Source organism: Streptomyces sp. NPDC059452 (genome assembly GCF_042750035.1).
In the GTDB taxonomy this organism is placed as follows: Bacteria; Actinomycetota; Actinomycetes; order Streptomycetales; family Streptomycetaceae; genus Streptomyces.
This window is the reverse complement of the sequence record NZ_JBHYVE010000028.1, coordinates 86279-108608: the sequence shown is the minus strand read 5'-3', so window position 1 is coordinate 108608 and position 22330 is coordinate 86279. Positions and strand designations below refer to the sequence as shown.

Here is a 22330-nt window from a genome sequence, read left to right as displayed (position 1 = left end):
ACTGCAGGGGGGACCCTGTGGGAGAGTAGGACGCCGCCGAACAATTATTGTGGGAAAGCCCCGCACCCTTGTGGTGCGGGGCTTTTCTGCGTTCCCGTAAAGGGCTGCTCAACGAAGCCGCGCAGCAGCGAGGACTCGTTCGCTCCCGGCCGTCAGGCCACCGTCACCGAGCTGGTCTTCAAGCTGGCCGACTGACAATCAGGCACCAGGCACCAGGCACCAGGCACCAGGCCTCAGAGACGGCCTGCGGCCTTGAGCGCAAGGTAGGCGTCGGCAAGTGCGGGGGCAAGGTTGTCCGGGGCCGCGTCCACGACGACGACGCCGTGGCGTTGGAGTTTCTCGGCCGTGCTGCGACGTTCAGCCTGTGCCTGGGTGCCGGCGGCGGCGTCGTAGACCGCGTCCACCGTGCCCCGGCCCTTCGCCATTTCCTCGATCCGCGGATCGGAGACGGCCGCCAGCAGCACTGTGTGTCGCTGCGTCAGTTGAGGGAGCAGCGGGAGGAGCCCCTCCTCGACGGGGGCGGCCTCCAGAGTCGTCAGGAGAACGATCAGCGACCCGCGCGGGGCGCCGGAGAGGGCTGCGGTGCTGAGCCCCCGGGCGTCCGTCTCCACGAGCTCGGGCTCCAGGGAAGCCAGGGTGTTGACCACCGTCGCCAGGACGTCGCCCGCGCCGGTGCGGCCCTGCACCCGGGCCCGGACACGGCGGTCGTAGGCGAGGAGGTCGACGCGGTCGCCTGCGCGCGTGGCCAGGGCAGTGAGGAGGAGCGTGGCGTCCATGGCCGCATCGAGGCGGGGAACATCGCCCACCCGGCCGGCGGAAGTGCGGCCGGTGTCCAGGACGATCAGGATGTGGCGGTCCCGCTCGGGACGCCAGGTCCGGACCGCGACGGCCGACTGACGTGCCGTTGCCCGCCAGTCGATGGACCGGGTGTCGTCTCCCGGCACGTACGCCCGAAGACTGTCGAACTCGGTGCCCTCTCCCCGCGTCAGCACGCTGGTGCGGCCGTCGAGTTCCCTGAGCCGGGCCAGCCTGGAGGGCAGGTGCTTCCGGCTGGTGAACGGAGGCAGTACCCGTACGGTCCACGGGACGCGGTGCTGGCCCTGGCGCGCGGCGAGGCCGAGAGGGCCGTACGAGCGGACCGTGATGCGTTCGGCCTGCCGGTCGCCGCGACGCGTCGGACGCAGAACGGTGGTGAGGTGCCGTCGTTCGCCGGGAGGGACCGTCAGCGTGTGGCGGGACGACGCCTGTTCGGTGCCGGTGGGCCAGCTGCTGGGGGGCCAGGCATCGCGCAACTGCGCACGGAGGCGGCGCCGGGAGGTGTTGGTCACGGTGAGTTGCACGCTCACCGCGTCACCAAGTCGAACAGATGTATCACCAGATCGAGTGAATTGGAGCGTTCGCACTGGCGCGGCCAGGGCGTAGTCGCACAGAATCGCTAGTGAGAGCGGGACGTTGACCGCGAGCATCCCGGCCCAGCTCGGGGCGAGGATGCCTACGGGGAGTGATCCCAGCGCGGCCAGCAGTGCGGTACGTCCGGTGAGGGCCATGGTCACCGCCTCATCGGGGTACGGGGACGTGGGCGAGCACCGAGGTGATGACGGAATCGGGGGTGACCCCCTCCATTTCCGCCTCGGGCCGCAGGTGGATGCGATGACGGAGCGTGGGAAGCGCCAAGGCCTTCACATCGTCCGGGGTGACGTAGTCCCGGCCGGTGAGCCAGGCCCAGGCGCGTGCGGTCGAGAGCAGTGCGGTGGCGCCTCGGGGGGAGACGCCGAGGGCGAGCGAGGGGGATTCGCGCGTGGCACGACAGATATCCACTACGTAGCCGGCGATCTCGGGGGAGACGGCCGTCCTGGCGACGGCTGAGCGTGCGGCCTCCAGGTCGGCGGGTCCGGCGACGGGCCGTATGCCCGCTGCCTTGAGGTCGCGGGGGTTGAAGCCGTCGGCGTGACGGGTCAGGACGTTGATCTCGTCCTGCCGGGACGGGAGAGGCACCGTCAGCTTGAGCAGGAAGCGGTCCAGTTGGGCTTCCGGGAGCGGGTAGGTGCCCTCGTATTCGACGGGGTTCTGGGTGGCGGCGACGAGGAAGGGGTCCGGCAGCGGGCGGGGGGTGCCGTCGACGGTGACCTGGCGCTCCTCCATCGCCTCCAGGAGGGAGGCCTGCGTCTTGGGAGGGGTGCGGTTGATCTCGTCGGCGAGCAGCAGATTGGTGAAGACCGGACCGGGCTGGAAGGAGAACTCGGCGGTGCGGGCGTCGTAGACCAGAGAGCCCGTCACATCACTCGGCATCAGGTCGGGGGTGAACTGGACACGCTTCGTGTCGAGTTCGAGGGAGGCGGCGAGGGCCCTGACCAGGAGGGTCTTGGCGACGCCGGGGACGCCTTCGAGGAGCACGTGCCCCCGGCAGAGCAGCGCGACGACGAGTCCGGTGACAGCCGGATCCTGGCCGACCACGGCCTTGGCGATCTCGGAGCGGAGGGCTTCCAGGGACGCGCGGGCGCCGTCGGCGGACTCCGGGGCCTCAGGGGTCACGGGGACCACTGCGGGTTCGGCCGGCTCGGGGGTCGGGGCGCTCATGAAGTGCGTACCTCTCTTTCGAGGGCGTCGAGGTGCTCGGCCAGGAGGACAAGGGCCGCGTCGTCGGCGGGCGCCGGGCCGAAGAGCAGGGTGCTCAGGTCGTCGCTTGTGGTGGTGGTGCGGGCGGATACAGCGGGGAGGAGGACAGCGGAGGTGTGTGCCTCGTGGGTGGGCACGTCGGCGAGGCGGGCGATACGGGTGCGGGCGGCGGCCCGGAGTGATTCGGCTGCCCGGTCACGGGCGTTGGCCTTGCGGTAGAGGCCGGCGCGGCCTTCGGCGGATTCCGACGCGCGGATGGACACCGGCAGCCGTTCCATGACCAGGGGGCCGAGCCGGCGGCCGCGCCAGATCGCGGCCAGGGCGGCGGCGAGGGTGAGTTGGAGCGTTCCCCAGAGCCAGCCGGAGGGGATCAGTTCGAGGAAGCTGCTCTCCTCGCCCGGGAACTCCTCTTCGTCGCCCCTGTCGTCGGTGTCGTCGGAGATGCCGTCATCGCTGGTGGCGGATGGATCAGCCAGGGAAGGGAGGTACCAGACGAGATGTGGGCGCGAACCGAGGAGTTGCAGGGCCAGAGAGGCGTTGCCCTGGTGGGCGAGACGTTCGTTGTGGAGGAAGTCGGGGGAGCCGAGGAGGACGGTGTCGCCTTTCTTCCCGTCCTTGAGGAGCAGCAGGCTGGGTGTGCCGTCGCTGGGGTAGCAGGCGGTGGCGTCGGCGTCCCGTGCCGTGTAGCGGATGCCGCCCATGTCCACCGTGCCTGCGTTGCGGGCGGCGGGGAGCGTGCAGGACGGGGGGAGCGTGCTCACCGGGCGGTGGGGCTCGGCGCGTACGCCGGGGGCCAGGCGGGAGGCGGCCGAGGGGCCCGGGGCGATGAGGAGGGTGCGGCCGTCGGAGCCGGTGGTCGCTCCGTGGAGCCGGCGCTGTTGCGACGGGGTGAGGAGGTTGGGGCCGGTGACCAGGAGTGTGGTGTCGGGTCCTGTTGCGCCGATGGCGTCGTCCAGGGTCGTGGCGACGGTGACGGACACCCCGCGCTCCTTGAGGAGCTCGGCCGCCGCGCGGCTGCCCTTGGGGCCGGCGGAGCGGGGGTCGAGGTGCCCGTACGCGGTGCCGGAGCGTACGGCGGCGAACGTGACGCCGGCGATCACGAGGACGAGCAGGACGATCAGCACCCCTTGGACACGCTTCCAGACCTGGCGCGGGGGGAGTGCCGTCGAGGTGGGGGAGGGGGCGGTGGCCGTGGTCATACGGCGGCCCCTCGGGTGGAGCCGGGGAGTACGGGCTTTGCCGCGTCGAGCTCGGTGTCCAGGGCGCGGAGGGCCAGATACGTCGGTTGGCCCGCTGTACGGCCGCCGTATGTGACGTCGTCGAAGTCCCGGGCGGCGGAGCGCAGCCGGGCCGAGTGGTCGGGCAGGGCGCGGCCCGCTTCCGTTGCGGCTTCGTCAGCCGTGCGGCCGGGCCGGGGGTCGAGCAGGGCGCGTTCCTCCAGTGACCGGACGATGGCGCGCATGCGTTCCTGGACGGCTTCGGTCCAGCGGAGAGCGGCGGCGTGTGTGTCGGCCGCGGCGCGGTGCTGGGCGGCGCTGCGGGGGCCGTCGCTCTCGAAGAGGGCGTCCACGGGCCGGGAGGAGCGTTGGGGGGTGCCGAGCCGCCACCAGAGGGCGATGCCGAGTCCGATGAGGAGGAGCACCAGGACGACGAGTCCGGCCGGGCCGCCGGGGGCGACGCCTGCGGCGGCGTCGAACACCCCGGCGACCCAGTCCCAGAAGCGGTTCAGGGCGCGCTCAAGGAAGTTCGGATCGTTCTCGTGGTACATCGGCTTGGCCAGCTCGCTCTCGGCAGCCTCCCGCGCGGGGACCCGTGGAGTGTCCACGGGTATGTCGCCCGCGCTGGTGAGGTGCCGTGCTGCTGTGGTGCCCCCCGCCCCCGGCACCGCATCAGCTCCGAGGGGTGTCGGCGCCGTAGCCGGGCAGTCCGGCGGCCCGTGCGAGGTCGACGTCGAGTGCCTCGCGGCGGATGCGCTGGTCCATGTAGAGCAGTGCCATCACACCGGTGACGAAGGGGTAGACCAGCGTGTAGATGATCACTTCGCCGATGCCCGTGACGATCAGGAAGGGCCAGCCGGGGGTGGGGACGCTGCCGTTGAAGAACTCGCTGACGCCGGTGCCGTCGGCGATGAGCCCGACGACGGTGAAGGGGATGGAGACGGCGAAGCTCAGCAGGAAGACGAACAGGTAGGTCAGTGCGAGGATCCCGAAGGTGCGCCACCAGGCGCCGCGAACCAGCTTCGCCGATCTGCGCAGCGAGGCGATGATGCCCTGCCGTTCCAGCATCAGGGCGGGGGCGGCGAGGATGAAGCTGACCTGCAGCCAGATGATCACGACGCAGGCGGCGGCGAAGCCGAGGAACGCGAGCGCCGCGCCGGCTCCGGAGCCCAGCAGCAGTCCGGGACCGATACCGACGGCCATCACCGTGACGGCGATCAGGGTGATCAGCAGGGTCAGCCCGATCAGGGGGAGGAGCCGCGGGCGGGCTTCGGCCCAGGCGTCGGAGAGCGTGACGGGGCGGCCCAGGACCGAGCGGCTGATCACCACGGTGACGACGGACGCGGTGAAGAGCATCGCGATCATCGCGAGGAGAGAAGCCGGGGCCAGGGAGAGAAGCGATGTCCGGGCGGATTCGGAGGCCTGTCGGAGGGCTTCGGTGCCGCGGGCGTTCGGGTCGATGGCGGTCGGCTTGGGCAGGAGGTAGCGCTGCATGAGGATGACGGCGACCTGGGTGACCAGGGAGACCGCGAGGCTGAAGCCGAGCGCGGTACGCCAGTGCGCCCGCAGGGCCGAGACGGAGCCGTCGAGGATCTCGCCGAGGCCCAGGGGGCGCAGCGGGATGACGCCGGGCTTGGCCGCCGGAGGCCGTGCGCCCCAGCCCGGTTGCTGCGGACCGCCGCCCCAGCCGGGGGCGGGCGGGGGTGCTCCGGGGCCGCCGCCGGGGTTGCTCGGCGGGGACCACTGGGCGGGGGGCGGCTGCTCGGGGGACCACTGTGCCCCCGGCACGCTTCCGTCCTGAGGCCCGGAGGGGCGGGGAACGGCCGCCTCCTGGCCGTCGGAGGGGGCAGATCCGGGCGTCGCCCAGCCCGGAGAGTCGTTCATTCTCGCTCCTTCACCGTCCTGACCGCTCATCGGGGCGGCAGGTTGGCAGCCATCGTGCCACGGGCCGGTGCGGCGTGGACCAGGAGCCTTCTCTCCTTCGTGCCTTCATTTGTGGGCGGCTCACCGGGCAGACTGGGTGGATGGCTGATCAGGACGCGCAATCGCCGGTGGGCAGCGAGCCTCCCGCGCTTCCCGCACTCCGTTGGGACGAGCCTCCGGAAGGTCCCGTACTGGTGCTCCTCGACCAGACGCGGCTGCCCGCCGAGGAGGTCGAGCTGGTGTGCACGGATGTGCCCGCGCTGGTGCGGGCGATCCGGACGCTGGCGGTACGAGGGGCCCCGCTGCTCGGGATCGCCGGGGGGTACGGGGTGGCGCTCGCGGCGGCGCGGGGCTACGACGTGGCGGAGGCCGCCGGGCTGCTGGAGGGGGCGCGGCCCACCGCGGTGAACCTCGGGTACGGGGTGCGGCGGGTGGCGACGGCCTACTGGGCGGCGGCCGGGAAGGGGGCGGGGCCGGAGGAGGCCGCAGCGGTGGCGCTGGCCGAGGCCCGGGCCCTGCACCGGGAGGACGCCCAGGCCAGCAGGCGTATGGCGGAACACGGGGTGGCGCTGCTGGAGGAGCTGCTGCCGGGGCGGGGTTATCAGCTGCTGACCCACTGCAACACCGGGGCGCTGGTCTCCGGGGGCGAGGGGACGGCGTTCGCGGTGGCGCTGCGGGTGCACCGGCAGGGGCGGCTGCGCCGGCTGTGGGTGGACGAGACCCGGCCGCTGCTCCAGGGGGCGAGGCTGACGGCGTACGAGGCGGCGCGCAGCGGGATGGCGTACAGCCTGCTCACGGACAGTGCGGCGGGTTCCCTGTTCGCCGCGGGCGAGGTGGATGCCGTACTCATCGGGGCGGACCGCATTGCCGCGGACGGCTCGGTGGCCAACAAAGTGGGGAGTTATCCGTTGGCTGTGCTCGCGAAGTACCACCATGTGCCGTTCATCGTGGTGGCGCCGACGACGACCGTGGACATGGACACGGCGGAGGGCACATCGATCATCGTTGAGCAGCGTTCCGGGCAAGAAGTGACGGAGCTCACACCGTCACGCGCCGTATCGGCGGGCGGTGGGGGTGGGATGGTCGTCGCACCCCTCGGTGCCCCGGTGTACAACCCGGCTTTCGACATCACACCGCCCGAATTGATCACGGCGATCGTCACCGAGGAGGGTGTCATTTCCCCGGTCACGGGGGTCGGACTGGCCGAGCTGTGTGCCAGGTCATCGCAGGTAACGATTAGCTAATGGGATGATGTCGATTATGAAGGGACGCGTCCTTGTCGTCGACGACGACACCGCACTGGCCGAGATGCTCGGGATTGTGCTGCGTGGAGAAGGTTTCGAGCCGTCGTTCGTAGCGGACGGCGACAAGGCACTGGCCGCATTTCGTGAGGCCAAGCCGGACCTGGTGCTGCTCGACCTCATGCTGCCCGGAAGGGACGGCATCGAGGTGTGCAGGCTGATCAGGGCCGAGTCCGGTGTGCCGATCGTCATGCTCACTGCCAAGAGCGACACCGTCGATGTCGTGGTCGGCCTGGAATCAGGGGCCGACGACTACATCGTCAAGCCGTTCAAACCTAAGGAGTTGGTCGCCCGGATCAGGGCACGCCTGCGGCGGTCCGAAGAGCCCGCGCCGGAGCAGCTGACCATCGGTGACCTGGTCATCGACGTGGCCGGTCACTCCGTGAAGCGGGAGGGGCAGTCCATCGCCCTGACCCCGCTGGAGTTCGACCTGCTGGTCGCCCTCGCCCGCAAGCCGTGGCAGGTCTTCACCCGTGAGGTCCTGCTGGAGCAGGTCTGGGGCTACCGCCACGCGGCGGACACCCGGCTGGTGAACGTGCACGTCCAGCGGCTGCGCTCCAAGGTCGAGAAGGACCCGGAGCGGCCGGAGATCGTGGTGACCGTCCGTGGGGTCGGTTACAAGGCCGGGCCGAGCTGACATGGCCGAGGGCAGCGCTGCTCCGATCCCCGGGGAGCCGGGAGTCCGTGCGGAGCGGGCTGCCGGTCCGGGACGGAAGGCTTCTCGTATGAGCCGTTTCCTGTGGGGCGGCCGGTTGTTTGAGGACCGGACGCCCGGCGGGCCCGTACCGCGTCTGCTGATGCGGTGGGTGCGCCGTCCGTTGCTGCCCGCCGTGCGGTTGTGGCGGCGCAATCTGCAGCTCCGTGTGGTCGCGGGCACGCTGCTGATGTCGATCGCCGTGGTGCTGTTGCTCGGCTTCGTCGTGATCGGGCAGGTCCGCAACGGGCTGCTCGACGCGAAGGGCAAGGCCGCCCAGACCCAGGCCGCCGGTGGTTTCGCCGCGGCCCAGGAGAGGGCGAACGCCTCCCTGGCCCCGGGCGGGCAGGGAGGCGACGGGCCCGACGGCAAGACCGCCAGTACCTCGTGGCGCACCGAGCTCGTCGACCAGCTCGCCAGTGGCGGCAAGAACGCCTTCAACGTGGTCGCGCTCAGTGCGGACTCGGTGGGCGAGGGCGCGGGCAGCCGTGCCCCGCGTGGTTCGGGCAGCGTCGAGGCGGCCAGTGTGCCCGAGCGGCTGCGCCAGGACGTGGGCAAGGGACAGGGGGCGTTCCAGACGTACTCCCTGATCCGGTACTCCAACGGCAATGAGTCCCAGCCGGGCCTCGTCGTCGGCAAGCGGCTCTACGACATCGACCAGCAGTCCTACGAGCTCTACTACCTCTTCCCGCTCACGCAGGAGGAGAAGTCCCTGACGCTGGTCAAGACGACCCTGGCCACCGCCGGCCTCTTCGTCGTCGTGCTGCTCGGAGCCATCGCCTGGTTCGTGGTGCGGCAGGTCGTCACCCCGGTGCGGATGGCGGCCGGTATCGCCGAGCGGCTCTCCGCCGGGAAGCTCCAGGAACGGATGAAGGTCACCGGCGAGGACGACATCGCCCGGCTCGGTGAGGCCTTCAACAAGATGGCGCAGAACCTCCAGCTGAAGATCCAGCAGCTGGAGGAGCTCTCCCGGATGCAGCGGCGCTTCGTCTCCGACGTCTCGCACGAGCTGAGGACCCCGCTCACGACCGTCCGGATGGCCGCCGACGTCATCCATGAGGCGCGCGCCGACTTCGATCCCGTCACCGCCCGCTCCGCCGAACTGCTCGGCGACCAGCTCGACCGCTTCGAGTCGCTGCTCTCGGACCTGCTGGAGATCAGCCGGTTCGACGCGGGCGCGGCCGCACTGGAGGCCGAGCCGATAGACCTGCGGACCGTGGTGCACCGGGTGATCGGCGGCGCCGAACCGCTCGCCGAGCGCAAGGGCACCCGGATCCTCGTCGTCGGCGACGACCAGCCGGTGATCGCCGAGGCGGACGCCCGCCGTGTCGAGCGGGTGCTGCGCAATCTCGTGGTCAACGCCGTCGAGCACGGTGAGGGCCAGGACGTCGTCGTGCGGATGGGCGTGGCGCAGGGCGCGGTCGCCGTGGCCGTACGGGACTACGGGGTCGGGCTCAAGCCCGGCGAGGCGACCCGCGTCTTCAACCGGTTCTGGCGTGCCGACCCGGCGCGCGCCCGTACGACCGGCGGGACCGGCCTCGGTCTCTCGATCGCCGTCGAGGACGCGCGGCTGCACGGCGGCTGGCTCCAGGCGTGGGGCGAGCCCGGGGGCGGGTCGCAGTTCCGGCTGACCCTGCCGCGTACGGCGGACGAGCCGCTGCGCGGTTCGCCGATACCGCTGGAGCCCGAGGACTCGCGGCGCAACCGGGAGGACCGGGAGCGCGGCGAGGCGCCGACGGGCGAGAACCGGCTGGTGTCCGTACCGAACCAGTCCGGGGCGGTGGAGCGCTCGCCGCTGGCCGTGCCGGGGTGCGCCGTCTCGGTGCCGCACCCCGCACCCGCCTCGGTGCACCCGGCCGCGCTGCCCGGCAACGGGGCCCGTGTGGTGGCACGCCCGGCCCCGGAGCGTTCCGGCGGCGCAGGTCTGCCGACGCAGGATTCCGACCAGGAGGACACCACTCGTGGGTACTGACCGCCGTCGTGGTGGGCCCGGACGCGGCGTGCGGCTGACCGCGCTGCTCGGCTGCTCCGTCATCGTGCTCGCCGGCTGCGGGTCGATGCCGGTGACCGGGGACGTCAAGGCCGTCGACGCCTCGCAGCCGGGGGACTCCCAGGTGCAGGTGTATGCGGTGGAGCCCCGTGAGGGCGCGGCGCCCAGCGAGATCGTCGACGGCTTCCTGGAGTCGATGACCAGCGACGACCCCGGTTTCCGGACCACGCGCAAGTACCTGAGCGCGGAGGCGGCCAAGACCTGGCAGCCCAGCGAGGGCACCACGGTGCTCGTCCAGGCCCCCAATCGCGGCGGGCCCCTGCTCCACGACGATGACCGCCGGGACGACGAGACCTCCTACACGCTGACCGGCGAGAAGGTGGCGGCGGTCGACGCCCAGAGCTCCTACCAGCCGCTCGCCCCCACCGACTACTCCCAGATGCTGCACCTGGTGCGGGAGAAGGGGCCGGACGGGAAGAGCGAGTGGCGCATCGACGTCGTGCCCGACGGCCTGGTCCTCGGTCAGTCCGACTTCAAGCGGCTCTACCGTTCGGTGAACAAGTACTACTACGCCACCGGCCGGACGAACGAGCAGCCGACGCTCGTGGCCGACCCCGTCTACGTACGCAATGGAACCGACCCGGTCACCCGGATGAGTACGGCCACGCAGACGGTCAGGACGCTGCTGGAGGGGCCGACGAACTGGCTGCGGCCCGTGGTCGACTCCCGGTTCCCCACCGGGACCGCCCTGCGCAAGGACGTCGTCGCGCTGGCCCCCGACGACCAGAACGTGCTGAAGGTGCCGCTCAACGGCAAGGCCGACAAGGCGGGCCGGACGGCCTGCCGGATGATGGCCGCCCAGGTGCTCTTCACCCTGAAGGACCTCACCTCCGCGCGGGTCGAGCAGGTGGAGCTGGAGGGCGCACGGGGCCGGCTCTGCGCGCTGGACGCGGACGAGGCGGCGAAGTTCTCCTCCGACAGCGGGTCCGACGGGCCCGACAGCCAGTACTTCATCGACGCCAAGGGCAGGGTCCAGCGGATCTCCGGCGCCACCGGGGGCAGCGGCGTCCCCGAGGCGGTCCACGGCCCGCTCGGCGTCGGCACGGTGGTGATGGGTGCCGTCGGCGTGGCCCGGGACGAGCAGCGGGCCGCCGCCGTCTCGGCCGACGGGCAGAACCTCCACGTCGCCTCCCTGGACGAGGAGGGCGCGCTGCCCGACCCCGTCGTGACCAGCACCGCGAAGAAGGCGGCCGACCGGCTGTCCGCGCCGAGCTGGGACGGGCGCGGTGACCTGTGGGTCGCCGACCGCGATCTGGCGGGCCCGCGGCTGCTGCGGCTGGTCAAGGGGGAGGGCGAGCCGCAGCAGGTTCGCGTCCCGGGCCTGGGCGGCGGGCGGATCGAGGAGCTGCGGCTGTCGGCCGACGGGGTGCGGATCGCCCTGCTGGTGAAGGAGGACGGGCGTACGACGCTGAAGATCGGCCGGGTGGAGCGGCGCGGGACCGACGTGGCGCCCGAGATCTCGGTCGAGGAACTGCGTCAGGCCGCGCCGCAGCTCACGGACGTGTCGGCCATCTCCTGGTCGGGCCGTAGCCGCCTCGTGGTGGTCGGCAAGGAGGCGGGCGGCGTCCAGCAGGTGCGGTACGTGCAGGCGGACGGTTCCACGCCGTCCTCCGGAGCCTCCGGGGTGCTGCCCGGTGTCAACCAGGTCCGCGCGGTGGCCGCTGCGGACGACGAGCTGCTGCCGCTGATGGCGGAGACCGAGGGCGACGGCATAGTGAAGCTCTCGCCCGGGGACAACTGGCAGACGGTCTTCGAAGAGGGCACCTCGCTGGTCTACCCGGGCTGATCCGGCGCTTCCCCGTCCGGAGGCCTCCACCGTCCGTGGGCTTCCACCGTCCGGAGGACTTTCCATCGTCCGCAGGGTTTTCCACAGGGGTGGTCCGGTTCCCGGGGGCCGGGCACAGTGGAGCCGTGAGGGATTGGTGGCGGGAGGTCTCCGGCCTGGTCCTGCCGGTGTCCTGTGCGGGCTGCGGCAGACCGCGTACGGAGCTGTGCGCGGCGTGCGGGGCCGCGCTGAGCGGCGCCCCGCCCCGCCGTGTGCGCCCCTCGCCCCGGCCCGCGGGGCTGCCGGCGGTCCATGCGGCGGCCCCCTACGAGAACGCCGTACGTGCCGTGCTGCTGGCCCACAAGGAGCGCGGGGCACTCGGGCTCACCGGACCCCTCGGACGGGCCCTGGCGGCCGCTGTACGGGCCGGGACGGGGCGGATGGGAGCCGTGGGGCCCCTGCTGCTGGTGCCCGTCCCCTCCGCGCGCTCGGCGACCGCGGCGCGCGGCCATGATCCGGTGCGCAGGATCGCCCGGGCGGCGGCGGGGGAGCTGCGGCGCTCGGGCCGGCCGGTGCGGGTGCTCCCGGTCCTGCGGCAGCGCCGCGCGGTCGCCGATCAGTCGGGGCTCGGGGCGCACCGGCGGCGGCTGAACCTCGCCGGGGCGCTGGAAGTGGTCACCGGGGGAGAGCGGCTCCTCGTCCACGGGAGGGTGGTCCTGGTGGACGATCTGTTGACGACGGGCTCGACGCTGGCCGAGGCGGCGCGGGCCGTCACCGAGGCGCTCGGGGGCGGCCGGGGCCCCGCCGGGAGCGGCACGTGCACGGCGGCGGTCGTGTCCGCTTCTCCGTCCGCCTTCGAAATAAACCGGAACTGACCGAGAACTTGCATCGTTGCAGGTAATGAGAGGGCAAAACCCCCTGAACGGAGGTAAGTGCCGGTAGCGGGTGCCGATACCCCGGTGCGCAGGCTATGTTCAGTTGTGAGGAGCGGTGAAGGCCGAACCTCGATGAATGCACCTTGAGGTTTCGGGCAGGTAACTCACCGATGGACCGGAAGAGATAGAGCCGGTGGGGTAGTGACCTCTCCGACGGGGGAGGAGGAGGCGAAAGTCACCGAGTCCGAGGCCCCTGGGGATCACCGGGGGCTGGTGCAAAAGGGAGATGCCCCGCCGTCGAAGCGGGGCGATCCGGGAACGGAGTTCTGCGTGGACATCGTCGTCAAGGGCCGCAAGACCGAGGTGCCCGAGCGGTTCCGCAAGCACGTGGCCGAGAAGCTGAAGCTGGACAAGATCCAGAAGTTCGACGGCAAGGTGATCAGCCTCGACGTCGAGGTGTCCAAGGAGCCGAATCCTCGTCAGGCCGACCGTTCCGACCGGGTGGAGATCACGCTCCGCTCGCGCGGCCCGGTCATCCGGGCGGAAGCGGCGGCGGGCGACCCCTACGCAGCGCTCGACCTGGCCACCGGAAAGCTGGAGGCCCGGCTGCGCAAGCAGCACGACAAGCGCTACAGCCGCCGGGGCAACGGCCGTCTGACGGCGGCCGAGGTCGGGGACGTGGTGCCGGGTGTCGCCTCGTTCGACGAGGACGGCGAACTGGTCGGCGAGCAGCCGTCGGAACCCGTACCGACCACGAAGGTCGGATCGATCGAGGTGCAGGGCGAAGGGCCTCTCGTGATGCGCGAGAAGACCCACACCGCCGCACCCATGGCGCTCGACCAGGCGCTCTACGAGATGGAACTGGTCGGGCACGACTTCTACTTGTTCGTCGACTCCGAGACGAAGGAGCCCAGTGTCGTCTACCGGCGGCACGCCTATGACTACGGTGTCATCCACCTGAGGACCGACCCGCTCGCCGCTGACGAAGCAGGCGGCGCGGGTGGTGCGCTCGGCGGCTGACACCACACCGCCTCGGTGCCCCCGGAGCGTTTTCACGCCACCGGGGGCACCTGTGCGGGAGCACAGGATCGTCGCTTGGGCGTCCCGGCATGGAATCATGGCGTTCCAAGCCAATCGGGGTTCGGTGAAACGCCGTTGGCGGACGACTGATGACTATCAGGCCGTGGCCTTCAGGGGGAGGAACGATGGTGGACACCTTCGGGCCCGTGCGCGATGCGAGTGGTTCCGACGACGGCGGTGCCCATACCGGCGGCGACCCGGACGGAACGCCGCGCAAGGAGCCCATCCGGGTCCTCGTGGTCGATGACCACGCGCTCTTCCGCAGGGGCCTGGAGATCGTTCTCGCGCAGGAGGAGGACATCCAGGTCGTCGGCGAGGCCGGGGACGGTTCGGAGGCGGTCGACAAGGCCGCCGACCTGCTGCCCGACATCATTCTGATGGATGTGCGGATGCCCAAACGCGGTGGCATCGAAGCCTGTACCTCCATCAAGGAGGTGGCCCCCAGCGCGAAGATCATCATGCTGACGATCAGCGACGAGGAGGCCGACCTCTACGACGCGATCAAGGCGGGCGCCACCGGATACCTCCTCAAGGAGATCTCCACCGACGAGGTCGCGACGGCCATTCGCGCCGTCGCCGACGGGCAGTCCCAGATCAGCCCCTCCATGGCCTCCAAGCTGCTCACCGAGTTCAAATCGATGATCCAGCGCACCGACGAGCGGCGGCTCGTCCCCGCCCCCCGGCTCACCGAGCGGGAACTGGAAGTCCTCAAACTCGTGGCGACCGGCATGAACAACCGGGATATCGCCAAGGAGCTGTTCATTTCCGAGAACACGGTGAAGAACCACGTCCGCAATATCCTGGAGAAACTGCAGCTGCACTCCCGCATGGAAGCCGTGGTCTATGCCATGCGGGAGAAGATCCTGGAGATCAGGTAGCCGCTGCGGCCCGGCCCCTCAGCGGTAGGCCCGCTGGAGAGCCCGGCCGATCTCGTCCCTGAGCGGGTCGCGCAGCTCCGGGGCGTCGATCCGCTCCAGTCGGATGTCCGTACAGCCCACCCAGGCCGCCGCCTCCACCAGGGCCTCGGCCATCGGGACCACCGCCTTCGGACCGGCCAGGGACGCCTGCCGGGCGACCAGCGTGGTGCCCTCGCGCGCCGGGTCGACGCGGCCCTGGAGCTTTCCGCCCGCCAGCAGCGGCATCGCGAAGTAGCCGTGGACCCGCTTCTGCTTGGGGACGTACGCCTCCAGCCGGTGCGTGAAGCCGAAGATCCGCTCGGTCCGCGCCCGCTCCCACACCAGCGAGTCGAACGGGGACAGCAGCGTCGTACGGTGGCGTCCACGCGGCTCCGAGGCCAGCGCCTCGGGGTCCGCCCAGGCGGGCTTGGCCCAGCCCTCCACCACCACCGGCACCAGCCCCGAGTCCGCCACCACCGCGTCGAACTCCTCGCCCCGCAGCCGGTGGTAGTCCGCGATGTCGCTGCGGGTGCCGACCCCCAGCGACTTGCCCGCCAGTGCGACCAGCCGCCGTCGGCACTCGGTGTCGCTCAGGTCGTCGTGGAGCACGGCGTCCGGAATGGCCCGCTCCGCCAGGTCGTAGACCCGCTTCCAGCCGCGCCGCTCGGTGCAGACCACCTCGCCGTACATCAGGGCCCGTTCGACGGCGACCTTGGAGGCCGACCAGTCCCACCACTCCCCGCCGTTCTTCGCGCCGCCGAGCTCGGTCGCCGTCAACGGGCCGTCGGCGCGCAGCTGTTTGATCACCGTGTCGTACACGCCGTCGGGGAGGTCGTGGTGCCAGTGCGGGCGGGAGCGGTAGGCGCGGCGGCGGAACGCGAAGTGCGGCCACTCCTCGACGGGCAGGATGCACGCGGCGTGCGACCAGTACTCGAAGGAGCGGCCGCCCGACCAATACGCCTCCTCCACCGTGCGGCGGCCGACCGCGCCGAGCCGGGCGTAGGGGATCAGCTCGTGCGAGCGGGCCAGCACCGAGATGGTGTCCAGCTGGACGGCCCCGAGGTGGCGCAGCACCCCGGGCACCCCCGCCCGGCGGTCCGGCGCCCCCAGGAAGCCCTGGGCGCGCAGGGCTATGCGGCGGGCCTGGTCGGCGGAGAGTTCGACTGCGGGAGGAGGCACAGGCGTCATACGTCGAACCCTAGACGGCACCACTGACAGCGGAGGAGGGAATCCCGGCGCCGCCTCACCGCGCGGAGTCCGGGGCGGTGCCGGGCCGCTCGGAGTGCTGCTCGGGGAGGTAGGGACGGGCGCCGGGGAGCCCCAGGTCGGACGGGAGCAGCGCCGCCGTCCAGGCGTCGCGCCGCACCCCCTTGTTGAGCAGCCCGGACCGCTGCTCACCCTCCAGCCGGAACCCCGCCCGCAGGGCGACCGCTCGCGAGGCCAGGTTGCCGATCTCGGCCCGCCACTCCAGCCGGTCCGCCCCGAGAGAGGAGAAGGCCCAGCGGGCGGAGCCGAGGACCGCCTCGGTGACGTACCCGCGACCGCGGTGCTCCTTGCTGGACCAGTAGCCGACCTCGTACGTCCCGGGTCTGCTGCGGCGGTCGATGCCGAGCGCCCCGACGAGCGTCCCGGTCTCGCGCAGCGCCAGGGCGAAGCTGTACGAGGAGTCGTCCCGCCAGCCGCCCGGGGCGAGGGTCGCGGTGAACAGCTCCGCGTCGGTGAGCCGGTACGGGGAGGGGATCACCGTCCAGCGCTGGATGTCCGGGTCCTGGCAGGCCGCGTGCACCTTGTAGGTGTCCTGCGGGCCGAACGGCCGCAGAAGAAGGCGTCGCGTGGTGAGAGTGATCGGCTCCATACAGTGATTCTGGTGAGCGGGAACGCGCGATGCGAGCACTTTCGGGGCTTCCCGGCACCTTCCGCGCCTCTCGTCCGTTGTCCGTAGAGGGTGCGGCGAGGTCCACGCGGCGGCAGCCCTCCCGACGCGGTGGTGTCCTCGCTTACGATGGCCGTTGCGGTGGGGCCCACCTGCCGTGCCCGCGCCAGAGTCCATCACACGACCAGTGCCAGGCCCGACCGGCAAGGAGACCAGCCTCAGTGTCCGTCTTCAACAAGCTCATGCGTGCAGGCGAAGGCAAGATCCTGCGCAAACTGCACCGCATCGCGGACCAGGTCAGCTCCATCGAAGAGGACTTCGTCAACCTCTCCGACGCCGAGCTGCGGGCGCTCACCGACGAGTACAAGGAACGGTACGCGGACGGCGAGAGCCTGGACGACCTGCTCCCCGAGGCGTTCGCCACGATTCGCGAGGCCGCCAAGCGCGTCCTCGGACAGCGCCACTACGACGTACAGATCATGGGTGGCACCGCCCTGCACCTCGGCTATGTGGCCGAGATGAAGACCGGTGAGGGCAAGACCCTCGTCGGCACCCTGCCCGCGTATCTCAACGCGCTCTCCGGCAAGGGCGTGCACCTGATCACGGTCAACGACTACCTCGCCCAGCGCGACTCCGAGCTCATGGGCCGGGTCCACAAGTTCCTGGGCCTGACCGTCGGCTGCATCGTCTCCAACATGACGCCGGCGCAGCGCCGCGAGCAGTACGCCTGCGACATCACGTACGGCACGAACAACGAGTTCGGTTTCGACTACCTCCGCGACAACATGGCGTGGTCCAAGGACGAGCTCGTCCAGCGCGGCCACAACTTCGCCGTGGTCGACGAGGTCGACTCGATCCTGGTCGACGAGGCCCGTACGCCGCTGATCATCTCCGGCCCGGCCGACCAGGCCACCAAGTGGTACGGCGACTTCGCCAAGCTGGTCACGCGTCTCACCAAGGGCGAGGCGGGCAACCAGCTCAAGGGCATCGAGGAGACCGGCGACTACGAGGTCGACGAGAAGAAGCGGACCGTGGCCATCCATGAGCCCGGTGTCGCCAAGGTCGAGGACTGGCTCGGCATCGACAACCTCTACGAGTCGGTCAACACCCCGCTCGTCGGCTATCTGAACAACGCCATCAAGGCGAAGGAACTGTTCAAGAAGGACAAGGACTACGTCGTCATCGACGGCGAGGTCATGATCGTCGACGAGCACACCGGCCGTATCCTCGCCGGCCGCCGCTACAACGAGGGCATGCACCAGGCGATCGAGGCGAAGGAAGGGGTGGACATCAAGGACGAGAACCAGACCCTCGCCACGATCACCCTGCAGAACTTCTTCCGCCTCTACGACAAGCTCTCCGGCATGACCGGTACGGCGATGACCGAGGCCGCCGAGTTCCAGCAGATCTACAAGCTCGGCGTGGTGCCGATCCCGACGAACCGGCCGATGGTCCGGGCCGACCAGTCGGACCTGATCTACCGCACCGAGGTCGCCAAGTTCGCCGCGGTCGTCGACGACATCGCCGAGAAGCACGAGAAGGGGCAGCCGATCCTGGTCGGCACCACCTCGGTCGAGAAGTCCGAGTACCTTTCGCAGCAGCTCTCCAAGCGCGGTGTCCAGCACGAGGTCCTCAACGCCAAGCAGCACGACCGGGAGGCGACGATCGTCGCCCAGGCCGGCCGCAAGGGCGCGGTCACGGTCGCCACGAACATGGCCGGCCGAGGCACCGACATCAAGCTCGGCGGCAACCCGGACGACCTCGCCGAGGCGGAGCTGCGCCAGCGCGGCCTCGACCCGGTGGAGAACGTCGAGGAGTGGGCGGCCGCGCTGCCCGCCGCGCTGGAGTCGGCCGAGCTGGCCGTCAAGGCGGAGTTCGAAGAGGTCAAGGAGCTCGGCGGGCTGTACGTGCTCGGCACGGAGCGGCACGAGTCGCGCCGTATCGACAACCAGCTGCGCGGTCGTTCCGGCCGTCAGGGCGACCCGGGCGAGTCCCGCTTCTACCTGTCGCTGGGCGATGACCTGATGCGCCTGTTCAAGGCCCAGATGGTCGAGCGCGTCATGTCGATGGCGAACGTCCCGGACGACGTGCCGATCGAGAACAAGATGGTCACCCGTGCCATCGCCTCCGCCCAGTCGCAGGTCGAGCAGCAGAACTTCGAGACGCGTAAGAACGTCCTGAAGTACGACGAGGTGCTCAACCGGCAGCGCGAGGTCATCTACGGTGAGCGCCGCCGCGTTCTGGAGGGCGAGGACCTCCAAGACCAGATCCGGCACTTCATGGACGACACGATCGACGACTACATCCGGCAGGAGACCTCCGAGGGCTTCGCCGAGGAGTGGGACCTGGACCGGCTGTGGGGTGCCTTCAAGCAGCTCTACCCGGTCAAGGTCACCGTCGACGAGCTGGAGGAGGCGGCCGGGGACCTGGCGGGCGTCACCGCCGAGTTCATCGCCGAGTCGGTCAAGAACGACATCCACGAGCAGTACGAGGAGCGCGAGAAGACCCTCGGCTCCGACATCATGCGTGAGCTGGAGCGGCGCGTGGTCCTCTCCGTGCTGGACCGCAAGTGGCGCGAGCACCTCTACGAGATGGACTATCTCCAGGAGGGCATCGGTCTGCGGGCCATGGCGCAGAAGGACCCGCTGGTCGAGTACCAGCGCGAGGGCTTCGACATGTTCAACGCCATGATGGAGGGCATCAAGGAGGAGTCCGTCGGCTACCTGTTCAACCTGGAGGTCCAGGTCGAGCAGCAGGTCGAAGAGGTTCCCGTGCAGGACGCGGCCGAGCGCACCTCGCTCGCCAAGGAGGGCGCTCCCGCCGCCCGTCCGGAGATCCGCGCCAAGGGCCTGGAGGCCCCGCAGCGTCCGGACCGGCTGCACTTCTCCGCTCCCACGGTGGACGGCGAGGGCGGTGTCGTCGAGGGCGACTTCGCCACCGGCGACAGTGCGCGGTCGGGCTCCTCGGACGGCATGACGCGTGCCGAGCGCCGGAAGGCGCAGCGGAGCAGTGGCGGTGGCGGCGGGCGCCGTCGCAAGAAGTAGCGCCAGCGGCGCCACACCGGCCGGGGCCGGACACCACTGGGTGTCCGGCCCCGGCCGCGTCGTGGGGGTCACCGGGGGCCCGGGTGCCCGGCGGTGAGGCGTTCGCCGCCCAGTTCCACGGCCGCGCAGCGCCAGCGCTGGTCGGGGCCCTGTTCCAGGCGGAAGGCCATGGCCCGCACCCGGTCGCCCGCCGTGATGCTGGCAAACGCCTCGACGACCCCGGTGGCGGGCTGGGCGCCATGGCAGTGGCGCAGGACCGGGCGGGCTCCCCGGGCGGCCCCGAGCGGGGTGCTGGGGGCCAGTTCGGCGAGCTGGTCGTAGGCGTCGCCGATGGTGTGGCCGAGCATCCAGTGGACCGGGCGCTGGCCGCTGAGGACCGCGAGCAGCCGTTCGGCGAACCACTGGTGGGGTCGGGGCGGGCGGTGCGGCTGGAGCCGCCGGGACCGCTGGGGAGGTACGGCTCCGGGCCTGCGCTGGTCGCGTCGGCCGACGGGCCTCGTGCTGTCCGTGCTCATGTTCATCGCCCCCGTGAACCGGGCCCGGTGAATACCGGGCGGTAACTTGTGCTGGGGATCTTCTACGGGGACGCCCGACAACACCGCAAGGGGCTCCCGTGCCCGGTCAGGGGCCCGGGAGGATTCACCTATCCGGGGTGTGGCCCTTGTGCCGCAAGGGCCGACGCGGGGGTGACGGGGCGCCGCGGGTGGACACGGGCCCCGGTTGCCGAAACCCGAAAGGGGACGGCCCCCACGTATCCTGAAGGCGTCTCCGACTACGAAAGCGGCCTGCCATGCGCGTGTACGTCCCCCTGACCCTCTCCGGTCTCGCAGCGGCGCACGCGGGCGGCGAGGTCGGCCCGGGGCCGCTGACGGCCTACGCGGTGACGCCCGGGCTGCGCGAGTGGTACGTCTCCGACGACATCGAGGAGCTGGAGTACGCGGCGCTCAGCCGGGCCGCCGCCGCCTCGCTCCGTCTGATCGCCGGGAACCCGGACGAGCCCCGGCGGCGGATCGTCGTCGCCGTCGACGTTCCCGACGGGGCCGCCACCGCCGACCCCGACCACGGGCTGAGCGCGGCCTCGCTCGGCGAGGTGCGCATCGCCGCCGCGCTGCCGCTGGCCAAGGCGGCCGCGGTGCACGTGGACGCCGACGAGGCCGAGAAGGACGTGGCCGCGGCGGCGGCGCTGGGCGCGGCGGACCTCGGTGACGACGACGCGCAGTTCACGGTGGACGGGGCGGAGGACCACGAGCTGCTCTGGTTCGGTGTGCAGGAGATTCCGCAGCTCATCGGCTGAGGCCTCGGCGTTGTCAGATCCTGCGGGTACGTTTTCTGTATGACACCCGGGAAGACACGCACGCATCTGGTCTGGGACTGGAACGGCACGCTGCTCGACGACATCCACGCCGTCATCCACGCGACGAACGCCGCGTTCGCCGAGGTGGAGCTGGCGCCGCTCACGCTGGAGCAGTACCGGGAGATGTACTGCGTGCCCATACCCCGCTTCTACGAGCGGCTCCTTGGCCGACTGCCCACCGAGGCCGAGTGGGAGCGGATGGACGACATCTTCCACCGGTACTACGCGGAGCGCCGGGTCGCCTGCGGGCTCACCGCCGGGGCGGAGGACCTGCTCGCGCAGTGGCAGCTGGCCGGGCACAGCCAGTCGATCCTGAGCATGTACGGGCACGAGCACCTCGTGCCGGTGGTGCGGGGGTACGGGATCGAGCCGCGGTTCGTCCGCGTGGACGGGCGGACGGGGCCGTCGGGCGGGAGCAAGGCGCTCCACATGGAGCGGCACTTCGAGGCGCTGGCCGGGGTGGGCGGGATATCCCCGGAGAACTCGGTGGTCATCGGGGACGCGGTGGACGACGCGGTGGCCGCGGCGCATGTGGGGGCGCGGGCGGTGCTGTACACCGGGGGGTCGCACAGCCGGAGCAGCCTGCTGGCTGCGGGGGTGCCGGTGGTGGACAGCCTGGGGGAGGCGGTGGCGTTGGCGGAGACGTTTTCCGCGTAGCGGGGGCGGTGGTGAGGGGCCCGCGCTGCGGGATTCGGGGCGCTGCCCCGGGCCCCGGTCCTCAAGCGCCGGACGGGCTGGTTCTGGCCGGGCGGGCCGGGTCAGTCCGGCGGGCCGGATCAGCCGTGCGGCTCAAAAGACGTCCTCAAGCGCCGGACGGGCTGGATGTGGTTGGGCTGGAGTGGGTGCGTAGTACCCGTAGGAACTCGCGCATCCAGGCCGGGTGGTCCGGCCAGGCTCGGGACGAGACCACGGGGCCGTCCACCACCGCCTCCGTGTCCTGGAAGGTGGCCCCCGCGCTCTGCATGTCCGGTTCCAGCGCGGGGTACGCCGTGACGCGGCGGCCGCTGAGGTTGCCCGTGGCGGCGGTGATCAGGGGGCCGTGGCAGATCTGGGCGACCGGGCGGTCCGCGGAGAAGAAGGCTCCGATGATCTTGCGCAGTTCGGCGTTGTTGCGGAGGTACTCCGGGGCCCGGCCGCCGGGGATCACCAGGGCGAGGTAGGCCCCCGGGTCCACCTCGGAGAAGGCCAGGTCGGCGGGGAGGGTGTAGCCGGGTTTCTCCGTGTACGTGTCGTAGCCGGGCTCGAAGTCATGGACCACGAAGCGCAGCGTCTTGCGTTCGGGGGCCGCGATGTCGACCTCGTACCCCTCCTCCAGCAGCCGCTGGTAGGGGTAGAGCACTTCGAGGGACTCGGCGGCGTCCCCGGTGACGATGAGGATCTTCTCGGGCATCGTGCGCTCCTCGGCCGGGCTCCATGGACAGGGTTGCCTCCGGCCTATGGACAGGTTGCCCCCGGTTTCGCGCCTTCGCCAAAGGAGGAGCCAGTGTGTCGGCACAAAGCGCCGCACTGTCCGAAGTGTCAAAGTTCGATGTCTTCTTTTGTACACAAGCAGCTCATGACGGGGCGGGGTGCAGGGGCGATAGCCTGGTGCCGTGATCAGCGCGATACGCCTCGGGGGCAGCGAAGCCCCCGGCCGCCGCCC

Annotated in this window: 19 protein-coding genes; 10 read left to right on the top strand and 9 right to left on the bottom strand. The window is 71.1% G+C overall.

Translation table 11 applies throughout. From position 1 onward, the window contains the following. Positions 1 to 233: 233 nt before the first annotated feature. The 5 genes from ACFW9Z_RS29780 to ACFW9Z_RS29760 are packed head-to-tail and all read right to left on the bottom strand — an operon-like array spanning position 234 to position 5717. Entirely contained in the window at positions 234 to 1547 is a 1314-nt protein-coding gene (locus ACFW9Z_RS29780; protein WP_384645677.1) for a DUF58 domain-containing protein, read from the bottom strand. A 10-nt stretch (positions 1548 to 1557) separates the two neighbouring features. Beyond that, a complete protein-coding gene (locus ACFW9Z_RS29775) occupies positions 1558 to 2577 on the bottom strand; it encodes an AAA family ATPase (RefSeq protein ID WP_384645676.1) in 1020 nt (339 codons plus the stop codon). Further along, on the bottom strand, positions 2574 to 3815 hold the full coding sequence (locus ACFW9Z_RS29770) for a DUF4350 domain-containing protein (RefSeq protein WP_384645675.1): 1242 nt from the start codon (positions 3813 to 3815) through the stop codon (positions 2574 to 2576). Before ACFW9Z_RS29770 ends, ACFW9Z_RS29775 begins: the two co-directional genes overlap by 4 nt. Further along, positions 3812 to 4501, bottom strand: coding sequence for a DUF4129 domain-containing protein (locus tag ACFW9Z_RS29765; protein WP_384645674.1), 690 nt, complete (start codon positions 4499 to 4501; stop codon positions 3812 to 3814). The genes ACFW9Z_RS29770 and ACFW9Z_RS29765 overlap by 4 nt, the downstream gene beginning before the upstream one ends. 4 nt (positions 4502 to 4505) lie before the next feature. Further along, positions 4506 to 5717 (bottom strand): hypothetical protein, encoded by a 1212-nt coding sequence (locus ACFW9Z_RS29760; RefSeq protein ID WP_384645672.1) that lies wholly within the window; start codon positions 5715 to 5717, stop codon positions 4506 to 4508. Positions 5718 to 5857: 140 nt separating this feature from the next. Here ACFW9Z_RS29760 and mtnA point away from each other — a divergent pair, with 140 nt between their 5' ends. The 7 genes from mtnA to ACFW9Z_RS29725 all read left to right on the top strand — a co-directional run bounded on the left by mtnA (position 5858) and on the right by ACFW9Z_RS29725 (position 14399). Next, the gene (gene mtnA / locus ACFW9Z_RS29755; RefSeq protein WP_384645671.1) at positions 5858 to 7000 is read left to right on the top strand and encodes an S-methyl-5-thioribose-1-phosphate isomerase; all 1143 of its coding nucleotides are present in this window, start codon (positions 5858 to 5860) and stop codon (positions 6998 to 7000) included. A gap of 4 nt (positions 7001 to 7004) precedes the next feature. Continuing rightward, positions 7005 to 7694 carry a two-component system response regulator MtrA gene (gene mtrA / locus ACFW9Z_RS29750; protein ID WP_007448372.1) on the top strand — a complete coding sequence of 230 codons (690 nt, stop codon included), beginning with the start codon at positions 7005 to 7007 and terminating at the stop codon, positions 7692 to 7694. Between the two features lie 88 nt (positions 7695 to 7782). Further along, a complete protein-coding gene (mtrB, locus tag ACFW9Z_RS29745) occupies positions 7783 to 9723 on the top strand; it encodes an MtrAB system histidine kinase MtrB (RefSeq protein WP_384645670.1) in 1941 nt (646 codons plus the stop codon). A 28-nt stretch (positions 9724 to 9751) separates the two neighbouring features. Then, a complete protein-coding gene (locus tag ACFW9Z_RS29740; protein WP_384645681.1) occupies positions 9752 to 11587 on the top strand; it encodes an LpqB family beta-propeller domain-containing protein in 1836 nt (611 codons plus the stop codon). A 125-nt stretch (positions 11588 to 11712) separates the two neighbouring features. Then, positions 11713 to 12441, top strand: a complete 729-nt coding sequence (locus ACFW9Z_RS29735; protein ID WP_384645668.1) for a ComF family protein — start codon at positions 11713 to 11715, stop codon at positions 12439 to 12441. 330 nt (positions 12442 to 12771) lie between these two features. Then, positions 12772 to 13461 (top strand): ribosome hibernation-promoting factor, HPF/YfiA family, encoded by a 690-nt coding sequence (gene hpf / locus ACFW9Z_RS29730; RefSeq protein ID WP_384645667.1) that lies wholly within the window; start codon positions 12772 to 12774, stop codon positions 13459 to 13461. A 185-nt stretch (positions 13462 to 13646) separates the two neighbouring features. Then, positions 13647 to 14399 (top strand): response regulator, encoded by a 753-nt coding sequence (locus ACFW9Z_RS29725; protein ID WP_384645666.1) that lies wholly within the window; start codon positions 13647 to 13649, stop codon positions 14397 to 14399. Between the two features lie 18 nt (positions 14400 to 14417). On the opposite strand, the gene ACFW9Z_RS29720 is transcribed toward ACFW9Z_RS29725, so the two are convergent. Further along, the gene (locus ACFW9Z_RS29720; protein ID WP_384645665.1) at positions 14418 to 15605 is read right to left on the bottom strand and encodes a winged helix-turn-helix domain-containing protein; all 1188 of its coding nucleotides are present in this window, start codon (positions 15603 to 15605) and stop codon (positions 14418 to 14420) included. Between the two features lie 55 nt (positions 15606 to 15660). Then, a complete protein-coding gene (locus tag ACFW9Z_RS29715) occupies positions 15661 to 16272 on the bottom strand; it encodes a GNAT family N-acetyltransferase (RefSeq protein WP_384645664.1) in 612 nt (203 codons plus the stop codon). Positions 16273 to 16511: 239 nt separating this feature from the next. Here ACFW9Z_RS29715 and secA point away from each other — a divergent pair, with 239 nt between their 5' ends. Next, positions 16512 to 19334 carry a preprotein translocase subunit SecA gene (gene secA, locus ACFW9Z_RS29710; RefSeq protein WP_384645663.1) on the top strand — a complete coding sequence of 941 codons (2823 nt, stop codon included), beginning with the start codon at positions 16512 to 16514 and terminating at the stop codon, positions 19332 to 19334. 68 nt (positions 19335 to 19402) lie between these two features. On the opposite strand, the gene ACFW9Z_RS29705 is transcribed toward secA, so the two are convergent. Beyond that, a complete protein-coding gene (locus ACFW9Z_RS29705) occupies positions 19403 to 19849 on the bottom strand; it encodes an Rv3235 family protein (RefSeq protein WP_384645662.1) in 447 nt (148 codons plus the stop codon). 275 nt (positions 19850 to 20124) lie between these two features. Here ACFW9Z_RS29705 and ACFW9Z_RS29700 point away from each other — a divergent pair, with 275 nt between their 5' ends. Further along, positions 20125 to 20628, top strand: coding sequence for a DUF6912 family protein (locus ACFW9Z_RS29700; RefSeq protein ID WP_384645661.1), 504 nt, complete (start codon positions 20125 to 20127; stop codon positions 20626 to 20628). A gap of 39 nt (positions 20629 to 20667) precedes the next feature. Then, positions 20668 to 21345 (top strand): HAD family hydrolase, encoded by a 678-nt coding sequence (locus tag ACFW9Z_RS29695; protein ID WP_384645660.1) that lies wholly within the window; start codon positions 20668 to 20670, stop codon positions 21343 to 21345. Positions 21346 to 21490: 145 nt separating this feature from the next. Here ACFW9Z_RS29695 and ACFW9Z_RS29690 read toward each other — a convergent pair whose 3' ends face one another. Further along, positions 21491 to 22078 carry a DJ-1/PfpI family protein gene (locus ACFW9Z_RS29690; protein WP_384645659.1) on the bottom strand — a complete coding sequence of 196 codons (588 nt, stop codon included), beginning with the start codon at positions 22076 to 22078 and terminating at the stop codon, positions 21491 to 21493. Positions 22079 to 22330 lie beyond the last annotated feature (252 nt).